Annotated in this window: 23 protein-coding genes; 7 read left to right on the plus strand and 16 right to left on the minus strand. The window is 63.8% G+C overall.

The genetic code is table 11. The annotated features are described in order from the left end of the window. Nucleotides 1–159: 159 nt before the first annotated feature. The 11 genes from V6M61_RS16325 to hpaR form a co-directional block, all read right to left on the minus strand. Nucleotides 160–945, minus strand: a complete 786-nt coding sequence (locus V6M61_RS16325) for an aldo/keto reductase (RefSeq protein WP_332777638.1) — start codon at nt 943–945, stop codon at nt 160–162. Nucleotides 946–1068: 123 nt separating this feature from the next. Continuing rightward, nucleotides 1069–2094, minus strand: a complete 1026-nt coding sequence (locus V6M61_RS16330; RefSeq protein ID WP_332777639.1) for a 2-dehydropantoate 2-reductase — start codon at nt 2092–2094, stop codon at nt 1069–1071. 44 nt (nt 2095–2138) lie between these two features. After that, entirely contained in the window at nt 2139–2912 is a 774-nt protein-coding gene (locus V6M61_RS16335) for a class II aldolase/adducin family protein (protein ID WP_332777640.1), read from the minus strand. Nucleotides 2913–2936: 24 nt separating this feature from the next. Continuing rightward, on the minus strand, nt 2937–3758 hold the full coding sequence (hpaI, locus tag V6M61_RS16340; RefSeq protein ID WP_332777641.1) for a 4-hydroxy-2-oxoheptanedioate aldolase: 822 nt from the start codon (nt 3756–3758) through the stop codon (nt 2937–2939). A gap of 9 nt (nt 3759–3767) precedes the next feature. After that, nucleotides 3768–4568 (minus strand): 2-oxo-hept-4-ene-1,7-dioate hydratase, encoded by an 801-nt coding sequence (hpaH, locus tag V6M61_RS16345; protein ID WP_332777642.1) that lies wholly within the window; start codon nt 4566–4568, stop codon nt 3768–3770. 70 nt (nt 4569–4638) lie between these two features. After that, nucleotides 4639–5040, minus strand: a complete 402-nt coding sequence (locus V6M61_RS16350; protein WP_332777643.1) for a 5-carboxymethyl-2-hydroxymuconate Delta-isomerase — start codon at nt 5038–5040, stop codon at nt 4639–4641. 1 nt (nt 5041) lies between these two features. Next, complete coding sequence (hpaD, locus tag V6M61_RS16355; protein WP_332777644.1) at nt 5042–5914, minus strand: 3,4-dihydroxyphenylacetate 2,3-dioxygenase; 873 nt, start codon at nt 5912–5914, stop codon at nt 5042–5044. A 1-nt stretch (nt 5915) separates the two neighbouring features. Then, complete coding sequence (gene hpaE, locus V6M61_RS16360; RefSeq protein ID WP_332777645.1) at nt 5916–7373, minus strand: 5-carboxymethyl-2-hydroxymuconate semialdehyde dehydrogenase; 1458 nt, start codon at nt 7371–7373, stop codon at nt 5916–5918. Beyond that, complete coding sequence (locus tag V6M61_RS16365; RefSeq protein ID WP_332777646.1) at nt 7370–8125, minus strand: fumarylacetoacetate hydrolase family protein; 756 nt, start codon at nt 8123–8125, stop codon at nt 7370–7372. The genes hpaE and V6M61_RS16365 overlap by 4 nt, the downstream gene beginning before the upstream one ends. Further along, entirely contained in the window at nt 8122–8787 is a 666-nt protein-coding gene (locus V6M61_RS16370) for a fumarylacetoacetate hydrolase family protein (protein WP_332777647.1), read from the minus strand. Before V6M61_RS16370 ends, V6M61_RS16365 begins: the two co-directional genes overlap by 4 nt. Then, complete coding sequence (hpaR, locus tag V6M61_RS16375; protein WP_332777648.1) at nt 8784–9215, minus strand: homoprotocatechuate degradation operon regulator HpaR; 432 nt, start codon at nt 9213–9215, stop codon at nt 8784–8786. The genes V6M61_RS16370 and hpaR overlap by 4 nt, the downstream gene beginning before the upstream one ends. A 154-nt stretch (nt 9216–9369) precedes the next feature. On the opposite strand from hpaR, the gene V6M61_RS16380 reads away from it, so the two are divergent. The 6 genes from V6M61_RS16380 to waaF all read left to right on the plus strand — a co-directional run bounded on the left by V6M61_RS16380 (nt 9370) and on the right by waaF (nt 14270). Further along, complete coding sequence (locus V6M61_RS16380; protein ID WP_332777649.1) at nt 9370–9831, plus strand: GNAT family N-acetyltransferase; 462 nt, start codon at nt 9370–9372, stop codon at nt 9829–9831. Between the two features lie 164 nt (nt 9832–9995). Then, on the plus strand, nt 9996–11402 hold the full coding sequence (gene radA / locus V6M61_RS16385) for a DNA repair protein RadA (RefSeq protein ID WP_332777650.1): 1407 nt from the start codon (nt 9996–9998) through the stop codon (nt 11400–11402). Between the two features lie 173 nt (nt 11403–11575). After that, entirely contained in the window at nt 11576–11977 is a 402-nt protein-coding gene (locus V6M61_RS16390) for a glycerate kinase (protein WP_332777651.1), read from the plus strand. Nucleotides 11978–12015: 38 nt separating this feature from the next. Beyond that, nucleotides 12016–12954: a branched-chain amino acid transaminase gene (locus tag V6M61_RS16395; RefSeq protein WP_332777652.1), complete on the plus strand. Its 939-nt coding sequence runs from the start codon at nt 12016–12018 to the stop codon at nt 12952–12954. An 11-nt stretch (nt 12955–12965) separates the two neighbouring features. Further along, the gene (locus V6M61_RS16400; RefSeq protein ID WP_332777653.1) at nt 12966–13175 is read left to right on the plus strand and encodes a zinc-finger domain-containing protein; all 210 of its coding nucleotides are present in this window, start codon (nt 12966–12968) and stop codon (nt 13173–13175) included. A 93-nt stretch (nt 13176–13268) separates the two neighbouring features. Beyond that, a complete protein-coding gene (waaF, locus tag V6M61_RS16405; protein WP_332777654.1) occupies nt 13269–14270 on the plus strand; it encodes a lipopolysaccharide heptosyltransferase II in 1002 nt (333 codons plus the stop codon). A gap of 110 nt (nt 14271–14380) precedes the next feature. Here waaF and V6M61_RS16410 read toward each other — a convergent pair whose 3' ends face one another. From V6M61_RS16410 to V6M61_RS16425, 4 genes are all read right to left on the minus strand, one after another. After that, nucleotides 14381–15421 carry an NAD(P)H-dependent flavin oxidoreductase gene (locus V6M61_RS16410; protein ID WP_332777655.1) on the minus strand — a complete coding sequence of 347 codons (1041 nt, stop codon included), beginning with the start codon at nt 15419–15421 and terminating at the stop codon, nt 14381–14383. 276 nt (nt 15422–15697) lie between these two features. After that, complete coding sequence (locus V6M61_RS16415) at nt 15698–17002, minus strand: sensor histidine kinase (protein ID WP_332777656.1); 1305 nt, start codon at nt 17000–17002, stop codon at nt 15698–15700. Nucleotides 17003–17033: 31 nt separating this feature from the next. Then, nucleotides 17034–17762, minus strand: coding sequence for a response regulator transcription factor (locus V6M61_RS16420; protein WP_332777657.1), 729 nt, complete (start codon nt 17760–17762; stop codon nt 17034–17036). Between the two features lie 207 nt (nt 17763–17969). Continuing rightward, complete coding sequence (locus V6M61_RS16425; protein ID WP_332777658.1) at nt 17970–19334, minus strand: AmpG family muropeptide MFS transporter; 1365 nt, start codon at nt 19332–19334, stop codon at nt 17970–17972. A gap of 49 nt (nt 19335–19383) precedes the next feature. Here V6M61_RS16425 and V6M61_RS16430 point away from each other — a divergent pair, with 49 nt between their 5' ends. Beyond that, nucleotides 19384–20214: a M48 family metallopeptidase gene (locus tag V6M61_RS16430; RefSeq protein WP_332777659.1), complete on the plus strand. Its 831-nt coding sequence runs from the start codon at nt 19384–19386 to the stop codon at nt 20212–20214. 403 nt (nt 20215–20617) lie between these two features. Here V6M61_RS16430 and V6M61_RS16435 read toward each other — a convergent pair whose 3' ends face one another. Then, nucleotides 20618–21232 (minus strand): HutD/Ves family protein, encoded by a 615-nt coding sequence (locus V6M61_RS16435; RefSeq protein ID WP_332777660.1) that lies wholly within the window; start codon nt 21230–21232, stop codon nt 20618–20620.

Here is a 21232-nt window from a genome sequence, read left to right on the forward strand (position 1 = left end):
ACTGGCGCTCGGTTCGCGTGCTGGAAAGCCGCCTGGATACGCTGGATGGGGCGGCAGACGTGCTGCTCAATGCGATATAAAAGCTCAGCGTAGGTTTAGCGTTACCTCAGCATGCTCGTCATACCCACGAGCAATCAGGGCCCGTCAAAAATCCCCATGCTATCCGCATGTCACGTCACTCCGTGCTTCGGCAAAGGCCTGCGCGTTTTGGATCAAGTGCATGGGTTTGCTGGTGCCAGTGAGCACTACTCCTTGCCCCATGTGGCGCAGCACGTGAGCGTAAGCCTGTCGTGCCGCGTTACCGTCGTCATTTCCAACCAACGCACCCATGGCAAAGGGGCGGTTGATGATCGTGGGAATGTGATGGCCGTTCGCATATTCCAGCACAGGAAGGAATATTTCATTGGCTTGTGAAAATGGGCACTGCAAAAAATCGTAATACCCGGATGCGAGTGCCATCATGCCGGTCGCCATATCGCTTACGCTTGCCCCGATACAGGCCACACCTTCAGAACGTGCGGCTGCTATTGCCCGCAAAACATCTTTGTGAAGCACTACTTCCGTGGTGGCTTTGTGTACTTGCAGAGCGTCAATCTTGCCAAGCATGCGTTGGCTACGAAAAAAACTGGACATCAGCGCTGAATTCGAGTGATCCGCATAGGTGCCACTGCCATCTGGCTTGGCATGCTCACCAAATTTAGTCAGTACCCGAATTTGCGCTCTGTCATCGGCAGACATCTGTTGCAGAGCCAGGCCCATGCGTGCCTCGCTGGAAAAATAAGCAGGAGCTGTATCCCAAATAGTGATGCCTAGCTGCACGGCTGTGCCGAGCAATTCCGATGCTTTATTTTCACTCGGGGCGGCCACTTGCTGAACACCCCATGTGCGACCGATAGATAAGCCACCCAGCCCAAGGGTTGGGGGAACATGCAGGAAATTCTTCACTAGATAGAGCCCTTGGAGGTGTGGAATTCAACTTGTTGGCGAACGGGCGCCAGCGAAAAGTCGCCGCAGGCTTGAATCACCTGAATTTGGCGGCCTCTGTCGTGGCGCAAGTGATGACCCGCCCTAATAAAGCCCTTTGACCCGTGCATGCAGCCGCGCCAGCCCCAGCAAGGCATCGGTAAACGGCGTCGGCACTGCGGTCAACGCGCCAAGCTCTTTCACCACGGTCACCAGCGCATCGAGCTCCACCGCCTTGCCGGCTTCCACGTCCTGCAGCATCGAGGTCTTGAAGGCGCCCAGCGTGAGCGTCACCGCATGCCGGTCTTCCGGCTGCTGGGCTATCGGGATGCCTATGCGCGCGCCTATCTCCTTGGCTTCCAGCATCACTGCCGAGATGAAGCCGCGCACCAGGTCGTCGCCGAGGAGCAGGTCGGTGGTGGCGCCGGTCATGGCGCTCACGGGGTTGACCGTCATGTTGCCCCAGAGCTTGTACCAGGCGTCTTTCTGGATCTGTTCGGAGATCGGTACTTCGTGGCCGGCCTTTTCGAGCAGCGCCGCGAGCTGCTGCACCCGCGCCGTCTTTTGGCCCGAGGGCTCGCCGATGATCAGCTTGTTGCCGAAGTGATGGCGAACGAAACCGGGGCCATTGAGCGAGCAGCTCGCATGCACCACGCAGCCGATGATGTGCCTGCCCGGGATGGCGCGCGCAATCGCGCCTTCGGGGTCCACGGCCTTCAGGCGCGTTCCCGCATAAACACCACCGAAGCCTTCAAAGAACCACCAGGGCACGCCGTTCATCGCGGTCAGCACGACTGTCTCCGGCCCGAGCAGCGGCGCAATGGCTTTCGCCACCTCGGCCATGGCCGGCGCCTTGACCGCGATGATCACCAGGTCCTGCACACCCAGCTCGGCCGGGTTCGCGCTGGCGCGTACGGGAACTGAATAAACCTCCGTTCGTACTGAGCTTGTCGAAGTACTCTGGGCATCGACAAGCTCAGCCCGAACGGTAGATTCCAGCCGCAGGCCGTGCTGTTGCAGCGCCTCAAGCGTTGCCCCGCGCGCCACCACGCTGAGCTCGCAACCGGCCTGCGCCAGTTTGACGCCCATCCAGCCGCCAATCGCGCCGGCTCCGTAAATGCAAATCTTCATGTTAAAAAAGGCCTCCAGTCCGCGTCAACATTGTGCAATTAGCTCTAATTTTGATAGCTGGTGTCAATCCGGTCGACCTGCCGCACCAGCGCATCGAACACGTCCTGGCCGGCGCCGAACTGGGCGTCGAACTGGAACGAGTCATGCGTGGTCTTCTTCGCCACCGCTTCGGGCACCGCGATCGCCGCGCCCATGGCGGCCTGCGCCATCTGGATTTCGCAGGCGCGCTGCAGGGTCCACAGCCGCACAAAGGCCAGCGGCAAGGTCGTGCCCCAGGCCAGCAGGCCGTGGTTGCGCAGGATCACCACTGGTTTGTCACCAATATTCTTCAGCAGGCGCGGCGCCTCGTCGGCATGGATGGTGATGCCCTCGAAGTCGTGGTAGGCCACCATGTCGTGCAGCTGCGCCGAGTAGAAGTTGTTCTGCGCCAGCCCGCCCTGGGTGCAGGCCACGGCCACGCCGGCCGTGGTGTGGGTGTGCATCACGCAGTGCGCATCGGCAATGCCGTCGTGGATGGCGGCATGCACGGTGAAGCCGGCCGGATTCACCGGCCAGGGGTTGTCGTCGAGTTTCTTGCCCTGCAGGTCTATCTTCAGCAGGTTGCTGGCCGTGACTTCGCTGTAGTGCAGGCCGAAGGGGTTGATCAGGAACTGCTTTTGCCCGCCAGTGATGCTGTCGGGCAGACGCACTGTGATGTGGTTGTAAATCATCTCGGTCCAGCCCAGCATCGCGAAGATGCGGTAGCAGGCGGCCAGCTCAATGCGCGCCGCGCGCTCGTCGGGGTGCATCGTGCCGGAGGGTTTGAGGATGGCATTCATGGCTGTCTCCGTTTCCGTTTCTGTTTAATAAGTCTTGCTGGCCGGTGCGGGGGCGGCGCCGGTCTTGAACTTCGCGGCCAGTGTGCTGGTGGCCCTGACCAGCAGGTTGGTGTCCAGGCCGACCGCGACAAAGGTGGCGCCGAGCTCAAGGTAGCGGCGCGCCTGCGCCTCGTCGGTTGTCAGGATGCCGGCGGCCTTGCCCGCCTTGACGATGCGCTGAATGGCATCCTCGATGGCGGCCTGCACCTCGGGATGGCCGGGGTTGGCCACATGGCCCAGCGAGGCCGAGAGGTCGGCCGGGCCGATGAACACGCCATCCACGCCTTCAGTGGCGGCAATCGCGTCCAGGTTGTCCAGCGCGTTGCGCGTTTCGGCCTGCACCAGCAGGCAGATCTGCGCGTTGGCCTCGTGCGCATAGTTGGGGTAGCGGCCCCAGCGCGAGGCGCGCGCGCCGGCCATGCCGCGGATGCCTCCCTTCCCGTCGTTCTGCGGGTAGCGCGTGGCGCGCACCAGTGCGGCAGCCTGCTCCGGCGTATCCACCATGGGCACCAGCAGGGTTTGTGCGCCGATGTCGAGGTACTGCTTGATCAGCGCCTCGCCCACATGGCCGTGGCCCATGGGCACGCGCGCAATCGGGTGCGAGCCCGGATAGCCCGCGATGACTTGCAGCTGGGCCAGGATGCTGTTGATGTCGTTGGGCGCATGTTCGCCGTCGATCAGCAGCCAGTCGAAGCCGGCGCCGGCGCAGATCTCGGTGGTGTAGGGGTTGGCCAGCCCGAGCCAGAGGCCGATCTGGGCCTGCTTGTTCTGCAGGGCTTGTTTGAATGCATTGATGGGGGTTTGCATGAGAGTCCTTCAGACAAAGCGAAATTCAAAGCGGCCCAGCGGCCCGTAGTCGGCATCGAACAGGTCGCCAACGCTGGCGGTCACAGGGCGGGTAAAGGAGCCTGCCAGGACAACTTCGCCGGCTTCCAGGCATTCACCCCAGGCGCTAAGTTTCATCGCCAGCCAGGCGACGCCGATGGCCGGATGGCCCTGCACGCCGGCGGCCAGGCCGGTTTCTTCCACCACGCCGTTCTGGCGCAGGATGGCGCCGCACCAGGGCAGGTCCACTTCGCGCGGCAACACCTTGCGCCCGCCGAGCACAATGCCGGCGTTGGCGGCGTTGTCGCTGATCGTGTCCTGCACCTTGCGCATGGCTTTGGTGTGGCGGTCAAACTGCTCGATGCGCGCGTCGATGATTTCGATGGCCGGCACCACATGGTCGGTGGCGTCCAGCACGTCGTCCACGCTGATGTGCGTGCCCTCCAGCCTGCGCTTGAGCACGAAGGCCAGCTCCACCTCCACACGCGGGGCGATGAAGCGGGCTGCCGGGATGTCGCCGGGTTCAAAAAACATGTCGTCCAGCAAGGAGCCGTAGTCGGGTTCGCTGATCTGGCTGGCCTGCTGCATGGCGCGTGAGGTCAGGCCGATCTTGTGGCCGCGGACGATGCGGCCTTCGGCGATTTTCATCTTCACCCACTCGCGCGAGACCGAGTAGCCGTCTTCTACCGTCATGCCGGGGAAACGTTTGGAAAAATGCTCGGTCTGCACGCGTGTCTTCTCGCTGTTGTGCAGTTCGGCGGCGAGGAGCTTGGTGAGTTGTTGATCAAACATAGAGGATGTCATCCCGGGTTCGACCCGGGATCCATGGATTGCGGCTCAAGGCCGCAATGACAAATCGTAGTCATTGCTTGAATAAGGAGTGCAGGTTGCTGTGTTTGGCGTCGTACACCTGCGCACCTTCGTCGATCTGCAGCGTGATGCCCATCAGCGTCGTGGAAAACAAGGACTCAAAATGGGCTTTTGTCCTTGCCAAAAGGGCGTCGCCAGCTACTTTTTTAATAGCGTCACTGCGCCCTGCCGCAATCCGCAGGTTCAGGTAGACAAAGGCGTAGTCCTGTTTGCCATCGGCCACCGCATGGTAGGGCGCGGGGTAGGCCAGTACGCGCGTGCCGCCTGTCGGAAACACGGGCTGGCCCTGTTCATTCTTGAGCTCCACCAGCACGCCCGCCAGGGCCTTGCACAGCGTGCCCATGTCGGCCTGCGCATCGATGTTGGCGGTGTATTCGATTTTGAGATGCGGCATGTCAGGCTTTCAAAGTGTCCAGCGGTGTGACGGGGAAAATGGCGTTGATCTGGCCCGTGCCCGAGCTGCCGAAGTAGGGCGTGATGATTTCTGCTGGCGCGCTGTACTGGTCCCAGCCCAAGAGGCCCAGCAGCATGGCCGTGTCGTGCATATCGCCCTCGCCCCAGCACTTGTCGGCATACATGGGCAGCATGTCGACGAAGGTCTTCCAGTCGCCCTTTTCCCAGAGCTCGACCACACGCCGGTCCACCTGCTCCAGAAAGGGGTCGTAGACCTTGTGCATGAACTCGGGCGCGCGGCCGTTGTCGGCAAAGTGGTGGCTGAGCGAGCCGCTGGCAAACACCGCGACTGTGCCATCGTATTTCTCTTCGATCGCCTTGCGCACCGCCAGGCCGAAGCGGCCGCTCTCCTGCAGGTCGTGCCAGTCGCACCAGCCGCTGACGCACACCACCTTGTAATGCTGGTCGCTGTTCATGTAGCGCATGGGCACCAGGGTGCCGTACTCCAGCTCCAGCGTGGTGTCCGAATGCGCGCGGCTTTTCACGCCCATTTCGTTGGCTGCATCGGCAATCATGTGGCCCAGCGGCGGGTTGCCCGGGTAGATGTAAGGCAGGTTCTTGATGAAGTGCGGCAGCTCGTTGCTGGTGTAGGTGCCGCCAAAGCTGGGCGCGCAGTTGATGTGGTATTCGCTGTTGACCAGCCAGTGCACGTCGAACACGACGAGGGTGTCCACGCCCAGTGCGCGGCAGCGCCTGTCGATTTCCCTGTGGCCGTTGATGGCGGCGTCGCGGCAGCCAAAGTTCGGTCCCGGAAATTCCGACAGGTACATCGAAGGAACGTGCGTGATTTTTGCGGCGAGTGCGAGCTTACCCATTTCAGACTCCCCAATGCGGGATGTGATGGCTGCCCAAAGAGACAGACACGTTCTTCGGTTCGCAGAACACCTCGTAGCTCCAGCTGCCGCCTTCGCGGCCCGTGCCGCTGGCCTTGGTGCCGCCAAACGGCTGGCGCAGGTCTCTTACGTTCTGGCTATTGACGAAGCACATGCCGGCCTCGACGGCGGCCGCCACGCGGTGCGCGCGGCCTATGTTCTCGGTCCACACATAGCTGGACAGGCCGTATTGAATGTCGTTGGCCAGGCAAATAGCGTCGGCTTCATCCTTGAACGGGATCAGGCAGGCCACCGGGCCGAAAATTTCTTCCTGCGCGATGCGCATGCGGTTGTCCACGTCGGCGAATACCGTGGGCGTCACGTAGTTGCCCTTCCTGACCCGCTCGGGAAGCTTGGGCGACTCGAGCCCACCGCACAGCAGCGTCGCGCCTTCCTGGGAGCCGAGTGCTATGTAGCTGCGCACCTTGGCCAGATGGGCTTGCGAAATCATCGGGCCGACGATGGTGCGCTCGTCGAGCGGGTCGCCGACCGTGATGCGTTGGGCGCGTTCGGCGAACTTCTGCGCGAAGTCGGCGTAGATCGACTGCTGCACCAGGATGCGGCTGCCCGCCGTGCAGCGCTCGCCGTTGTTGCTGAAGATCATGAACACCGCGGCGTCGAGCGCGCGCGCCAGGTCCGCGTCGTCAAAAATCACGAACGGACTTTTACCGCCCAGCTCCATGCTGAACTTTTTCAGACCCGCCGCCTGCACGATGCGGTTGCCGGTGGCGGTCGAGCCGGTAAACGAAATCGCCCGCACATCGGGGTGCTTGCACAGCGGTTCGCCCGCGTCCTTGCCGGTGCCGTGCACGAGGTTGAGCACGCCCGGCGGAATGCCGGCCTCCAGCGCCAGTTCACCCAGGCGCGCGGCCGTCATCGGCGACAGCTCGCTCATCTTGAGCACGGCCGTGTTGCCAAAGGCCAGGCAGGGCGCGACCTTCCAGGTGGCCGTCATGAAGGGCACGTTCCACGGGCTGATCAGCGCGCAGACGCCGACCGGGTGGAACAGTGTGTAGTTCAGGTGTGTCTCGGTCGGGTAGGTGTGGCCGTCAACCCGGGTGCACATTTCGGCGAAGTAATAGAAGTTGTCGGCCGCGCGCGGAATCAGCTGCTTGCCGGTCTGCGCAATCACCTGGCCGCAGTCCTTGGTCTCCAGCTGCGCGATCTCGGGCACATGGGCGGCGATCAGGTCGCCGAGCTTGCGGATGAGTTTGGCGCGCTGCGGCGCGGGCAGGGCGGCCCACTTCGGAAACGCTTCTTTGGCGGCGGCGACGGCGGCGTTGACTTCCGCCTCGCCGCCAGCGGCGACCTCGGCCAGCACCTCCTGCGTGGCCGGGTTGACGGTTTCAAAGTAACTGCTGCTGGCAACAGGCTTGCCGTTGATCAGGTGATCGACTCTCATGCGGGTCCTTGAATGGTGTTGAGCAGGGCGCCCAGGCCTTCGATCTCGGTCACCACCACGTCGCCCGGGCGGCAATCGACCACGCCGTCGGGCGTGCCGGTCAGGATCAGGTCGCCGGGCGACAGGGTCATGAAGCTGGAAAAATATTCGATCAGGAAAGACACATCAAAAATCATGTCGTGCGTGTTGCCCGATTGCGTGAGCCGGCCGTTGACGGTCGTTTGCAGCTTGAGGTTCATCGGGTTCGGGACATCGGTCGCGTCCACCAGCCAGGGCCCCAGCGGCGTGCAGGCGTCGCGGTTTTTCACGCGCAGATTCGGGCGGTACCAGTTTTCCAGGTAGTCGCGGATCGCGTAGTCGTTGGCGACGGAGTAGCCTGCGATGAAGTCGTAGGCGTCGTCCCGCCTGACCTTTTTCGCCGTCTTGCCTATCACCACCGCGAGCTCGCATTCGTAGTGCATGAACTGCACGCCGGCCGGACGGCGCGTGAACTGTCTATGCCCGGTCAACGTGTTTTCGCCCTTGATGAACACCAGCGGCTCCTCGGGCGCCTTGAACGCAAGCTCCTTGGCGTGGTCGGCGTAGTTCAGGCCCAGCGCGAGGATGGTGCGGGGGCGCGGCGTGGGTGCCAGCGGGGGAAGCCAGGTCACGGCGTCCTGTGAAACGAGGCGGCCATCGGCCAGCAGCAACTGGCCGTCGCGCTCGCTCGCATCTTGAACAATGCCGTCATAAATGACCCGTGCGTGCTTCATGCCGTTTCCGCGACCAAGGTGTTGGACAAGGTGCCGAAGCCCGGCGCGCTGATGTCGATACGGTCGCCGACTCGGGCCAGCGGCCGGTCCCCCTCTTTCAAGGTATCGCAGCCCAGCATCAGCACATCGCCCGCGCGCAGCGTCATGAACTCGCCAACGTCGGCCAGCAGCTGCGAGGCGTTGCGCACCAGGTTCTCGAAATCCACCGTCTGTTTCACCTCGCCATTGATGCGAACTTCCAGCGTGAAGCGCGAGGGGTCACCGGCTTCGCTGGCGGGCAGGGCATGCGCGCCTATGCCGAGAAATCCGTCCAGGCATTTGAACTTGACCGGCGGCCGGAAGAAGCTGGCGTGCGGAATCGACAGGTCGTTCATCAGCACAAAGTTTGCTATTGATTCAATAGCTGATTGCGAAGGATCGGCGAGGGAGACGGCCGAAATAATCATGGCAATGGTGGCCCCCACCTCGACCTCAGGGACGCGGGCCGGCACGGCAATGCGGGCGCCGTGCGCGCTCCAGGTGTTGGCCGGTTTCACATAGAGCACCGGGGCCTTGGGCGCGGCCTTGTAGGGCGGCTGGCTCATTTGCGGCGCCAGTGCTTGCATTTCGCCGCGAAAGTTCAGCAGCACGCCGTAGACGGTCCCGGTAGGCAAAAAACTCATGGCTGCTCCAGTTCGATCAGTTCATCGAGCAGTGCGTAAAGCTGGGTCAGCTTCTGCTTGCCCAGGGATTTCTCCATCCATGCGTAGTGCGCCTCGATCGTGCGCGAGAGTTTCTCCACGAGCTTCAGGCCCTGGACCGTGGCCTCGACCACGGTGCGGCGCTGGTCGGCCGGATCGCGTTCGCGCCGGATCAAGCCGTCGCGTTCCATCCGCGCCAGCACGCCGGTCAGGCTGGGGCCGAGGATGAAGGCCTCACGCGCCACTCGGCCCGTTTCGACAACGCCGTGCTCGCCCAGCACGCGCAGCACGCGCCACTGCTGGTCGCTCAGGGCGTGCTCGCGCAGGCTGGGCCGGGTGTGCGCCATCACCGACTCGCGCGCCTGCAGCAGCAGGCGGGGCAGATTGCGGTGAATAAACGGAGTGCTCATGGTTTGCTTTGAAATTATTTAACATGTTAAATGAATTGCGAGTTTCTGCAAGATGGGCGTGACCGGGGTTAACCCGTACTGCAAATAATTACAGCCGTCCCGCTAAAGTGGGGCTATCCCTATTTCCTGTTCGCTTCAACTACAAGGATGCGCCATGACCGAAGAAATCACGATACGACCCGTGCTTAGAGAAGATTTCCCTGCCTGGAAGGTGCTTTGGGACGGCTACAACGCCTTCTATGGTCGGGAAGGCAAGACCGCGCTGCCTGCCGAAATCACCCAGATGACGTGGGCACGCTTTTTTGACGCCTATGAGCCCGTGCACGCCCTGGTTGCGGAGAGCGCCGGCAAATTGCTGGGCCTGACGCACTTTCTCTTTCATCGCAGCACGATCGAGCTTGGCCCCGCTTGCTATTTGCAAGACCTGTTCACTGTGGATGCCGCGCGAGGCAAGGGTGTTGGCCGCGCACTCATTGGTGCGGTGTACGAACGCGCGGCGATGGCGGGCTCGAAACGCGTCTATTGGCAGACCCATGAGACGAACGCTGTTGCCATGCGGCTGTACGACAAGGTGGCCGAGAAATCAGGATTCGTTGTCTATCGCAAAGCGATGTGACCAGGCTTGCAGGGCGGCTGCTTGCATCGCCTTCAAGCGGCACCCGGTGGTCCACGCCGCCATGGCCCGGCCGGGGTATCGCGTTGGGTGCTGGCGGCTTAAGTCCGTTCGCGTTGAGCCTGTCGAAACGCCTTCTCTATCCGGCATTCGGGGATACTTGGCCCATGGCCAAAGAAAAAACGATTTACATCTGCACCGAATGCGGCGGCACCAGCCCCAAGTGGCTGGGCAAATGTCCGCATTGCGAGGCATGGAACACATTGATTGAATCCATCGCTGAAAGTACGGCCGGCAAAAACCGCTACGGCAGCCAGCGCCAAGGGCTGGCCAAGGCCTCGGAAGTCACCCTGCTGGCCGACATTGAAGCCACCGACATGGCGCGCACGCCCACCGGGCATGAAGAGCTGGACCGGGTGCTGGGCGGCGGTATTGTCGAAGGCGGCGTGGTGCTGATAGGCGGCGACCCCGGCATCGGCAAATCCACCCTGCTGCTGCAGGCGCTGGATTCTTTGCAGCATGCCGGCCTGAGCACGCTGTACGTCACCGGCGAGGAAAGCGGGGCGCAGGTCGCGCTGCGTTCGCGCCGGCTCGGGCTGAATGGCTCGCGAGTCTTGGTGCTGGCCGAAATCCAGCTCGAAAAAATCCTCGCCACGCTGGAGGCCACCCGGCCGGCGATTGCCGTGATCGACTCGATCCAGACGGTGTATTCCGATCAGCTGACCTCGGCGCCCGGCTCGGTGGCGCAGGTGCGCGAATGCGCGGCGCATCTGACGCGCTATGCCAAGGCCAGCGGACAGTCAGATGGTGCCGCCCGTGGCCGGGCAACGTGCATCGTGCTGGTCGGCCATGTCACCAAGGATGGCGCACTGGCCGGCCCGCGCGTGCTGGAGCACATGGTCGACACCGTGCTGTACTTTGAAGGCGACACGCATTCAAGCTTTCGTCTGGTGCGCGCCATTAAAAACCGTTTTGGCGCGGTCAACGAGATTGGCGTGTTCGCCATGACCGAAAAAGGCCTCAAGGGCGTGACCAATCCGAGCGCGATCTTTTTGAGCCAGCACAGCGAGCCGGTGCCCGGCAGCTGCGTGCTGGTCACGCTCGAAGGCACGCGGCCCATGCTGGTCGAAATCCAGGCGCTGGTGGACGGCGGCGGCCCGAGCCCGCGGCGTTTGTCCGTGGGCCTGGACCGCGACCGGCTGGCCATGCTGCTGGCCGTGCTGCACCGCCATGCCGGCGTGGCCTGCATGGACCAGGATGTGTTTGTGAATGCGGTGGGCGGCGTGCGCATCAGCGAGCCCGCCGCCGACCTGAGCGTGATGCTCGCCATCACCTCCAGCCTGCGCGGCAAGCCGCTGCCCAAGGGCTTCATTGCCTTTGGCGAGGTCGGGTTGGCCGGCGAGGTGCGGCCCGCGCCGCGCGGCCAGGAGCGCTTGAGAGAAGCGGCCAAGCTGGGGTTTAGCGTGGCGGTGGTGCCCAAGGCCAATGCACCGAAAAAATCGATTGAAGGGTTGACCATTCACGCAGTGGAGCGGGTGGAACAGGCCATGGAAGTGGTGCGCAGCCTGGGTTGAACGCACGGGCCGCCGCGTTGCGGGTTGGGTAGGCGGTTTTTGCTATCCATTTTGTAGCTGTTTGCGTAATATTCATAAGGGCTGGAGCCTTGAAAAGCCTGCAGTTCTCGCCCGGAAAACGACTACGCACTCCCCACAGCGCCAGCACGCGCCGCCGCTGCGAAAATAAGGCCATGAACTTCCAGAAAATCCTTGTTCCCGTCGCCGGCGTTGCCGTGGTGGCGCTGGCTTACCGGTTCTACGGCTGGGCCGGCATGGCGCTCGCCGTGGGGGGCGTCGTGATGTGGCTGCTGCTGCACTTCACCCGCACAATGCAGGTGCTCAAGCGCGCCGCCAACCGGCCGATCGGCTATGTGGACAGCGCGGTCATGCTCAATGCCAAGCTCAAGCCCGGCGTGACGCTGCTGCATGTGGTGGCCATGACCCGGTCGCTGGGCGAGCTCCAGTCGCCCAAGGACGAGCAGCCTGAGGTCTTTCGCTGGACGGATGGAAGCGGGTCCTGCGTGACCTGCACCTTTGCCGGCGGCAAACTGGCCCACCACGAGCTTTTCCGGCCCGATCAACCCAGCTCGTAAAATCAGTCTTTCTTCAAAATCACCACAGGAACAGCATCATGTCCCCAGTAGCACCCTCCATGGCAGACCGCGACGGCAAAATCTGGATGGATGGCCAGATGGTTGACTGGCGCGATGCCAAAATCCATGTGCTCACGCACACCCTGCACTACGGCTGCGGCGCTTTTGAAGGCGTGCGCGCCTACAACACGGTGAACGGCACCGCGATTTTCCGGCTCGAAGAGCACACCGACCGCCTGTTCAACAGCGCCAAAATCCTGCGCATGAAGCTTCCTTTCAGCAAGGAAGAGGTCAACGACGCGCAAAAAGCCGTGGTGCGCGCCAACAAGCTGGAGAGCTGCTACCTGCGCCCGCTGACCTGGATCGGCTCGCAAAAACTGGGCGTCAGCCCCAAGGGCAACCAGATTCACCTGATGGTCGCGGCCTGGGCCTGGGGCGCCTACCTGGGCGAAGAGGGCATGAAGCGCGGCATCCGCGTCAAGACCTCCAGCTACACACGGCATCACGTCAACATCACCATGACGCAGGCCAAGGCCGTCAGCAACTACACCAACTCCATCCTGGCCAACATGGAGGCGCTGGACGACGGCTACGACGAGGCGCTGCTGCTCGATGCCGCCGGTTTTGTCAGCGAAGGCGCGGGCGAAAACGTGTTTGTCATCAAAGGTGGCGTGGTTTACACGCCCGACCTGTCGGCCGGTGCGCTCAACGGCATCACCCGCAACACCGTCCTGCACATCTGCAAAGACCTGGGGCTGGAGCTCGTGCAAAAGCGCATCACGCGCGACGAGATGTATATCTCCGACGAAGCTTTCTTCACCGGCACCGCGGCCGAGGTCACGCCGATCCGCGAGCTCGATCGCGTCGAGATCGGCGCGGGCTCGCGCGGCCCCATCACCGAGAAAATCCAGACGGCGTTTTTTGACATCGTCAACGGGCGCAATCCGAAATACGCCCACTGGCTGGCCAAAGTCTAAGTAAGTCGAACATGAGCACATCATTCACCGTTGAACTGTTGGCCACCGACCTCAATGCGCAGGGCGGCGTCTACTGCCCCAGCCCCAAGGCCGACATGAGGCTGTGGAACGGCCACCCCAAGGTCTACCTGGACGTGGCGCGCACCGGCGAGGCCAAGTGCCCCTATTGCGGCACCGTCTACAAACTCAAAGAGGGCGAGCACTTTGGTGCAAGCCACTGACGGTTCGTGCCTGGATTGTCATTCCGGGCTTGACCCGCAATCCACGGTTCGCGCGCCCAAATGGATACCGGATCGAGTCCGGCATGACCAGCCTTGAGCAAATCACTGATCATTGCCCCCCAGTGGATAGGCGACGCGGTGATGACCGAGCCGCTGCTGCGGCGCCTGCACGCGCGCGGTGAGCAGCTCACGGTCGGGGCTCTGCCCTGGGTGGCGCCGGTGTATCGGGCCATGCCGCAGGTGGCCGAGGTCATTGAATTTCCGTTTGCCCATGGCGGCCTGCAGTTCAAGGCGCGCCGCATGCTGGCCAAGCGCATGGCCGGCCAGTTCGACACCGCTTACGTTTGCCCCAACTCGCTGAAAAGCGCCTTGCTGCCTTTTCTGGCCAGCATTCCCAAACGCGTGGGCTACCTTGGCGAAGCGCGCGTCGGTTTGCTGACGCACCGCCTGAAAAACCCGCCGAAAAACCAGCGCCCGCCCATGGTGGCGTTTTATTCGGCGCTCAGTGGCGAGGTGAATCTGGACGCGGACCGGCCTCAGCTGCAGATGCCTGCGGCCGAGGTGGACCGCGCGCTGGCGGAACTCGGGCTTGAGCGTGGCGGCTACTACGTGTTTGCGCCCGGCGCCGAGTACGGCCCGGCCAAGCGCTGGCCCGCGCGGCATTTTTCAGAGCTCGCGCAAACGCTGGACCGGCCGGTGCTGCTGCTCGGTTCGGGCAAAGAAGCCGCGCTGTGTGAAGAGATTGCCGCGCCGGTCAACGCCGTGCAGGCCGGCAAATGCCTGAACCTGGCGGGCAAAACCACGCTGGTGCAGGCTTTGTGCGCCATCGCCGCCGCCCACAGCGTCGTCAGCAACGACTCGGGCCTGATGCATGTGGCGGCCGCCCTGGGCGTGCCCCAGGTGGCCATTTTTGGGTCATCGAGTCCGCTGCACACGCCGCCGCTCAGCGACAAGGCCCGCGTGCTGTGGCTCAAGAACGACCCCAGCTACCAGCCGCCGCTGGACTGCTCGCCGTGTTTTGCGCGCGAGTGCCCGCTGGGCCATACGCGCTGCCTGAACGACCTCACGGCGGCTCAGGTGCTGCAAAATTTATAGCTGTTCGCGCCCGTTGTTGTTGGGCTAGTAGTGCAGCGAAGGGCCGCCCCGAGCAAGCGGCGGCCCCCTCGGGGGGCAGGGAGTTACACGCAGTGAACGACCGTGGGGGCCTAGAAGCCCGTTTTGCTCAAGACCTCGGCGGCGTCGGTGCTCATGCGGGCGATCACCTCGGCGGCTGGCGCCAGGTTGCCAATCAGGCCGACCGCCTCACCCACGGTGGCATGGGCCCGGGAGAAATCACCGGCCTTGACGCCTTCGTCATAGTCGGCGCGGGCGGCGGCCGGGTCCGCCCGCAGGGCGTCGATGCGCGCCTCCCACTGGCGGTGCAGGTCGTTGCGGATGGCGCGGAAGTCGTAGGGTTCGGGCCAGTTCTTGCGCCGCAGAATGTCGAACACACTGCTGCGTGCCGTGCCATCCCCGGTGGTGACCAGCGCCTGGGCCTTGGCACCCTGGGCGGCCAGGCTTTCATGCGTGGCCCACAGCCGCGAGCCCACCAGCGCGCCGTCGGCGCCCAGCACCAGCGCAGCGGCCAGCGTGCGCCCGTCGGCAATGCCGCCGGCGGCCAGCAGCAGCGTGTCGGGGGCGTGGACGGTCAGCCAGTCGGCCAGTTCGGGCACAAAGGTGATGGTGGCGCGGCTGTTGAGGGAATTCATGCCGTGGCCGCCGGCTTCACCGCCCTGGGCCACGATGATACGGGCGCCGGCTTCGAGCGCCAGCGGCACCTGCTCCATGCGCTGCACCTGGCAAATCAGGGCCGCACCGGCGGCGGCGATGCGGGCCGCATAGGGTCGCGGGTCGCCAAACGACAGCATGATGGCGTGCGGTTTTTCGGCGGCCGGATGCGCCAGCACCCAGTCCAGTGCACTGGCGTCTTCGTCGAGCTTCCAGGTGATGAAGCCGCAGCCCAGGCGCGCGCGGGCGCCGTCGGAGCCGGTGTTTTGCAGTGCGAGCTGGTACTGCGCTTGAGTCCAGGCCAGATCGCCATAGCCGCCGCCGACCAGTCCGAGCGTGCCAGCCTGGGCGCAGGCGGCGGCCAGTGCGCCGCCCGAGGCCAGCGCCATGGGGGCCAGCACCAGCGGCGTCTGAAGGCCAAACTGGCGGGTCAAGCGGGTTTGCAGGCTGGGGTGTGCGGGGGTGCTGGCATCGTTCATGGGCTCATTATGCTGAAAACGACCAAAAAAAAGCTGCCGTGAGGCAGCTTTTGAAAATCCTCCGGAAAGAGGATGTCGTTGGGAGACCGGAAAATCCATTCGCCGACGTTTCAGGGCTCTGGCCCCTTGAATTGCTCTTGTGCTCTTGTTGTGACAGCAACCCCTGAACTATGACAAAGGAAAATGGCTTTGACCATCCTCCAAATGGAGGAGGGGCAGGGGTTTTGAAGCGACTTTTGCAACAAAGCGTGACCGGGGGGCGCACGGCCCCAGGCGTCAGCCGCCCGGCAATACCGGCAGCTCCACCACAAAGCTGGCGCCACCGCCAGTGCGGGCCTCGCAGCGCACCGTGCCACCATGGCGCTGGCTGATGGACTTGACCAGGGCCAGGCCCAAGCCCACGCTGCCTTCACGCTCGCTGGCGCCGGGCAGGCGGTAAAACGGTTCAAAAATGCGCTCGCGCTGGGCGGCCGGCACGCCCGGGCCGCGGTCGTTGACCCGGATCACCGCCTGCTGGTGCGTGCCGCTGCCGCGGTGCGTCAGCTCCAGGCTGATTTCCCCCAGGCTGTAACGCCTGGCGTTTTCCAGCAGGTTGCGTATCAGGCGGCGCAGCAGTCGCGGCGAGCCCTGCACAGTCACGCTGTGCTCGGCGTCAGTGCCATCGGGTCCGGTGTACAGCTCGGCATTGACGCGGGCGCACTCTTCCGCGGCCAGCCCGGTCAGGTCCAGCATTTCAAAGGGCTCGGCGTCGGCCTGCCGCGCATCGAGCCGGCTGGCCAGCAGGATTTCGTCAATCAACTGGTCCAGTTCGTTGATGCTGCGAGAGATTTCCTCTTTAGGCGTGGGCGAGCGTTTGAGCGTCGAATTTTCCGCCGGGCCGCCCCCAGGGAAATTAGCCCCAACTTCAGAGGACAGGGGCAGCGCAACGCCGGAGGCACGCGAAGCGACAAGCGTGGGGGCTCTGTTTTCCATCAGTTCCAGTCCCATTCTTATACGGGCGAGAGGCGAGCGCAGTTCGTGCGAGGCATTGGCCAGCAGGGATTTGTGCGACTCCATGAGGGTTTCAATCCGCTCGGCGGCGTGGTTGAAACGTTCGGCCAGGAAAGCCACCTCGTCATGGCCATCGGCATTGACACGCGCAGACAGGTCGCCCGCGCCCCAGCGCTCCACGCCACGCTGCAGGGCTTCAAGCCGCAGCGTCAGGCGCCGGATGATGGGGTAGGCGCCCAGCGCCACGGCGAGCCCGACCAGGACCAGCATCCAGCCAAAACCAAAAGGCGGCCGGTTCCAGGGGTTGCCGGGCGGGCGCTTGGGCCTGGGCAGCAGCAGGTTCAGGGTCTGGCCGTCCTTGGTGACGACATCAAACTCCAGGTCGTCGCCCAGCTTGCGGCCCGGCCTGGTTTGCGCCGTACCGATGACGTCGCCCGCCTTGTTGTGGACCAGGACTTCACGGATGGGCAGTTGAGGCGGGTCTGTGCTCAGCCGCCACGCCGCGCCCACCAGAAAAGTCAGGACCATCACGGTCGCCACCACGGCCATCCAGATGCGCACATACAGGTGCGAGGTAAAACGTGACCACATGGTGGGGCTCGTGCGGGTTGGGGCGGGGCTGTCAGTCTTGCTGCTTGGCGAATACATAGCCGACCCCGCGCACCGTGAGAATGCGTTTCGGGTCCTTGGCGTCCAGTTCGATGGCGCTGCGGATGCGGCCCATGTGCACGTCGATGGAGCGGTCGAAGGCTTCCAGTTCGCGGCCGCGCACGGCTTCCATGATCTGGTCGCGGCTGAGCACGCGGCCCGCGCGCTCGGCCAGCGTCACCAGCAGGTCAAACTGGTAGGAGGTCAGCTCGGCCGGATGGCCCGAGACCGTCACGGTGCGTGCATCGCGGTCGATCTCGAGCGAACCAAAGCGCATGGCCTTGTGGGCGCCACCGGACGGCCCGGCGGCGCCTACCTCGGCGCCCCGGCGCAACACCGCGCGAATGCGCGCCAGCAGCTCGCGCGGCTCAAAGGGCTTGGGCAGGTAGTCGTCGGCGCCGATCTCCAGCCCCACGATGCGGTCCATCGGATCGCCCTTGGCCGTCAGCATCAGCACGGCCACGCTGGCCATTTCGCTGTTGTTGCCCCCCAGGCTCTTGATGCGGCGGCAGACTTCCAGGCCATCCATGTCGGGCAGCATCAGGTCCAGGATCACCAGGTCGGGGGTGGCTGCCTCCAGCGCGGCCAGGCCGCTGGCGCCGTCCGCCGCATGGGTGAAGCCGTAGCCGGACTGGCGCAGGTATTCACCCACCATGGCCGCCAGGCGGGTGTCGTCCTCGATCATCAGGAGTTGTTGTGTCATGGGCTAAATCTCGGCTGCAGGGAAAGACCTTTTGCTGAGCAGGTCGCGGCCGCAACAGGCCCCATGCTGCACGCGCTGCGACAAGAGCGCTTGAAGCCCTCGTAAAGATACGGTAAACCGTTACGACGTGCCTGCAACATAAGCTTGAGGGGTGGCTGGTCCGGTCGGTTATTTGCTATCGAATCAGTAGCTGTTGGCGCACATCCATCAAGGGCTGGAAGGTGTTTTTGCCTTTGAAGCGAGCCAGACCAGCAGTAGCACCGGCAGGCCGAGCAGGGCGGTGGCCGTGAAAAAATGGCTGTAGCCAAAGGCATCGACGTACTTGCCGGAGTAGCCCGCCAGAAACTTGGGCGCCAGCAGCATCATGGAGCTGAACAGCGCGTACTGCGTGGCCGAATAATTGACGTTGGTCAGGCTGGACAGGTAGGCAATGAAGGCGGCCGAGGCGATGCCGCTGGAGAGGTTGTCGGCCGAGATCACAACAATCAGCGCGGTGACATCGTGCCCGCGCGTGCCCAGCCAGGCGAACAGCAGGTTACTGGCCGCGCTCAGGACGGCGCCCAGCATCAGCACGCGCATCACGCCCAAGCGCATGGCCAGCGCGCCGCCCACAAAAGCACCGGCCAGCGTCATGATCACGCCGTAGATTTTGGTGACCGCGGCGACTTCGTCCTTGGTGTAGCCCATGTCCACGTAAAACGGGTTGGCCATGATGCCCATGACCACGTCACTGATGCGGTAGATGGCGATCAGCGCCAGGATCAGGAGGGCCTGCTTGCCATAGCGGCGCAGAAAATCAGCAAACGGCTCGACCAGGGCGCTTTTCAGCCACTCGGCGACATTGCGCGAGGGCGCCAGCACGCGCGGGGCCGGTTCGGGCGAGAACAGCACGGTGGCCACGCCCAGCAGCATGGACGCGGCCATCACCAGGTAAGCCGTTTGCCAGGCCGTGTGCTGGTAGTTCGCCACGCTGGCCACTTCGGCGCGGGCGGCAATCCACAGCACGCCGGCGCCGGCCCAGATCATGGCGATGCGGTAGCCGGTCTGGTAGGACGCTGCCAGCGCGGCCTGGCGCTTGGCGTCGGCCGACTCGATCCGGAAGGCATCGAGCGCGATGTCCTGGGTGGCCGACGCAAAGGCCACGGCCAGCGCGCCCCAGACCATGGGCTGCAGGGCCAGCTGGGGGTCGGTCAGGGCCATGTTCACCAGCGCGGCCATGATGACCGCCTGCGACAGCAGCAACCAGCTGCGCCGGCGCCCCAGCAGGCGCGTCAGCAGTGGAATCGGCAGGCGGTCCACCAGCGGCGCCCAGACCCATTTGAAGGCGTAGGCCAGACCGACCCAGCTCAGGAAACCGATGGTGGTGCGGTCTATGCCCGCTTCGCGCAGCCAAAAGCTCAGCGTGCCAAACACCAGCAACAGCGGCAGCCCGGCCGAAAACCCCAGCAGCAGCATGCGCAAGGTCGGCGCTTCCAGGTAGACCCGCAAGGTGTCGGCCCAGCTGACCGAGGCGGCGTTGTTAGGGAGCGCCGTGTCTGGAGCCCGGGGCTGGTCGGGTAGGGTCTTTTGCATGCGGGAATAATACGCTTTGAACATACGCTGCCTCAATCGGAAGATCGTGATGAACGTGACGCTACGCTGGACTTCGCTGCTGTTATCGGCCACCTTGCTGGCCAGCCCCGGGGCCCTGGCCCAGCGCGAAGGCGTAGAGGTGGGCAAAAACTCCGGCTTTGCCAGACTGGTGCCGGCCAGTGAGGTCGAAGCCGGGGCGGCCCAGCAGTACGGCGACATGCTCCGGGACGCCGCCGGCAAGAAAGCGCTGGCCCCGGCCAACCACCCGCAGGTGATGCGCCTGCGGCGCATCGCGCAGCGCATCATTCCCTACAGCTACGACTGGAACCCGCGCGCCCGGGACTGGAAATGGGAGGTCAACCTGATCGGCAGCAAGCAGATCAATGCCTTTTGCATGCCCGGCGGCAAGATTATCTTTTACACCGGCATCCTCGAGCAGCTGCAGTTGACCGACGATGAAGTGGCGCAAGTGATGGGCCACGAAATTGCCCATGCCCTGCGCGAGCATGCGCGCGAGCGCATCGGCAAAAATGCCGCAACCCAGGGCATGGCGCGCCTCGGCGGCGCGGTCGTCGCCGGCATCTTTGGCCTGGACCCGCGACTGACCGACAGCGTGGCACGGGGCGGCGCCAATTTGCTCACGCTCAAGTTCGGCCGCGAAGACGAGTCCGAAGCCGATCTGGTCGGGCTGGAGCTGGCGGCCCGTGCCGGTTTCGATCCGCAGGCCGGGATCACCCTGTGGCAAAAAATGGCCGCCAACGGCGGGGGCGCGCCGCCCGAATGGCTGAGCACCCACCCGGCGGGCAACACCCGGATTGCCGATATCGAGCGCAACCTGCCGCGTGTCATGCCTTTGTATGAGAAGGCCAAAAAGCGCTGATGGGGGTTTCGTATTTACTCAGCAGTCGTAACGAAGGCGACGCCAGCCATGTTGTCATTCTGAGCAACGCGAAGAATCTTGCCAGCATGCCGAGATCCTTCGCTGCGCTCAGGATGACAAAGCAGGTCGCACTACTTTCGGACTGCTGAGTAATTGCTACTTATTTGATAGCTGCTCACGCAATGCCCTCAAGGGCTACTGGCCTGAATGTTTCTATTGCTCCATCAACCAGGCTAGGTGCAATACAGCTCAGTTAGTCACCACACTCCGTTCAGGCTGAGCTTGGCCTGTCCTGAGCTTGTCGAAGGGTCGAAGCCCTGTTGACCTGCGACCAGCCCCTTCGACACGCTCAGGGTGAACGGCTTAACTGAACGGTATTGAGGCGAGTCGCTTGCCGCGATATTCATAAATCCCTGATCTGCACCCAGAACAGCGAGCAGCCTTGGGCGTCATCCGCCGCATGGCTGGCGACGGCCTGCAGGTCCCATGACACCGCACCAGGCTGTTCAACCCACAGGGCATCGCCGGGGCCGAGCTGCGCGCTGCCTTGCGGGGTCTGCACCTGCACGCTCCCCCGATGGCACACCAGCAAGGCGCTGCTGGCATAGCCGCTCAGCGTGGTTTTGCCGTGCAGTTGCAGCGGCGCCACCGAATGCTCAAAACGGTCGCGGCGCGTCATCACATTCAGATCGTGAACCGCCTCCTTGTCACGCACCAGCCGCGCGAAAGTTGCCACATCGGCCGCAAAGCGCAGAGGGGGTGAGCCGGGGGCCAGCGTGACGGCAGGCGCTTGCCCAATCGACAGCACCAGCCCTGCACCATCGAGCACGGCCAGGCTGCGGTCTACGCCGTCAAAGCGGGAGAACGCGCCGTCGCTGGCCACCCGCGCGCGGCTGACGCGCCAGCCAAAGTCATCCAGGCTCGCGCCCGGCGGGAAGACGGCGAGCTCGGTGGTCTCGCCGCCGCCGTTTTTCCAGGGCATGGCGCGGCATTCTGCCGCCCGGATCACGCGCAGCAT

Source organism: Polaromonas sp., assembly GCF_036676035.1.
In the GTDB taxonomy this organism is placed as follows: Bacteria; Pseudomonadota; Gammaproteobacteria; order Burkholderiales; family Burkholderiaceae_C; genus Polaromonas.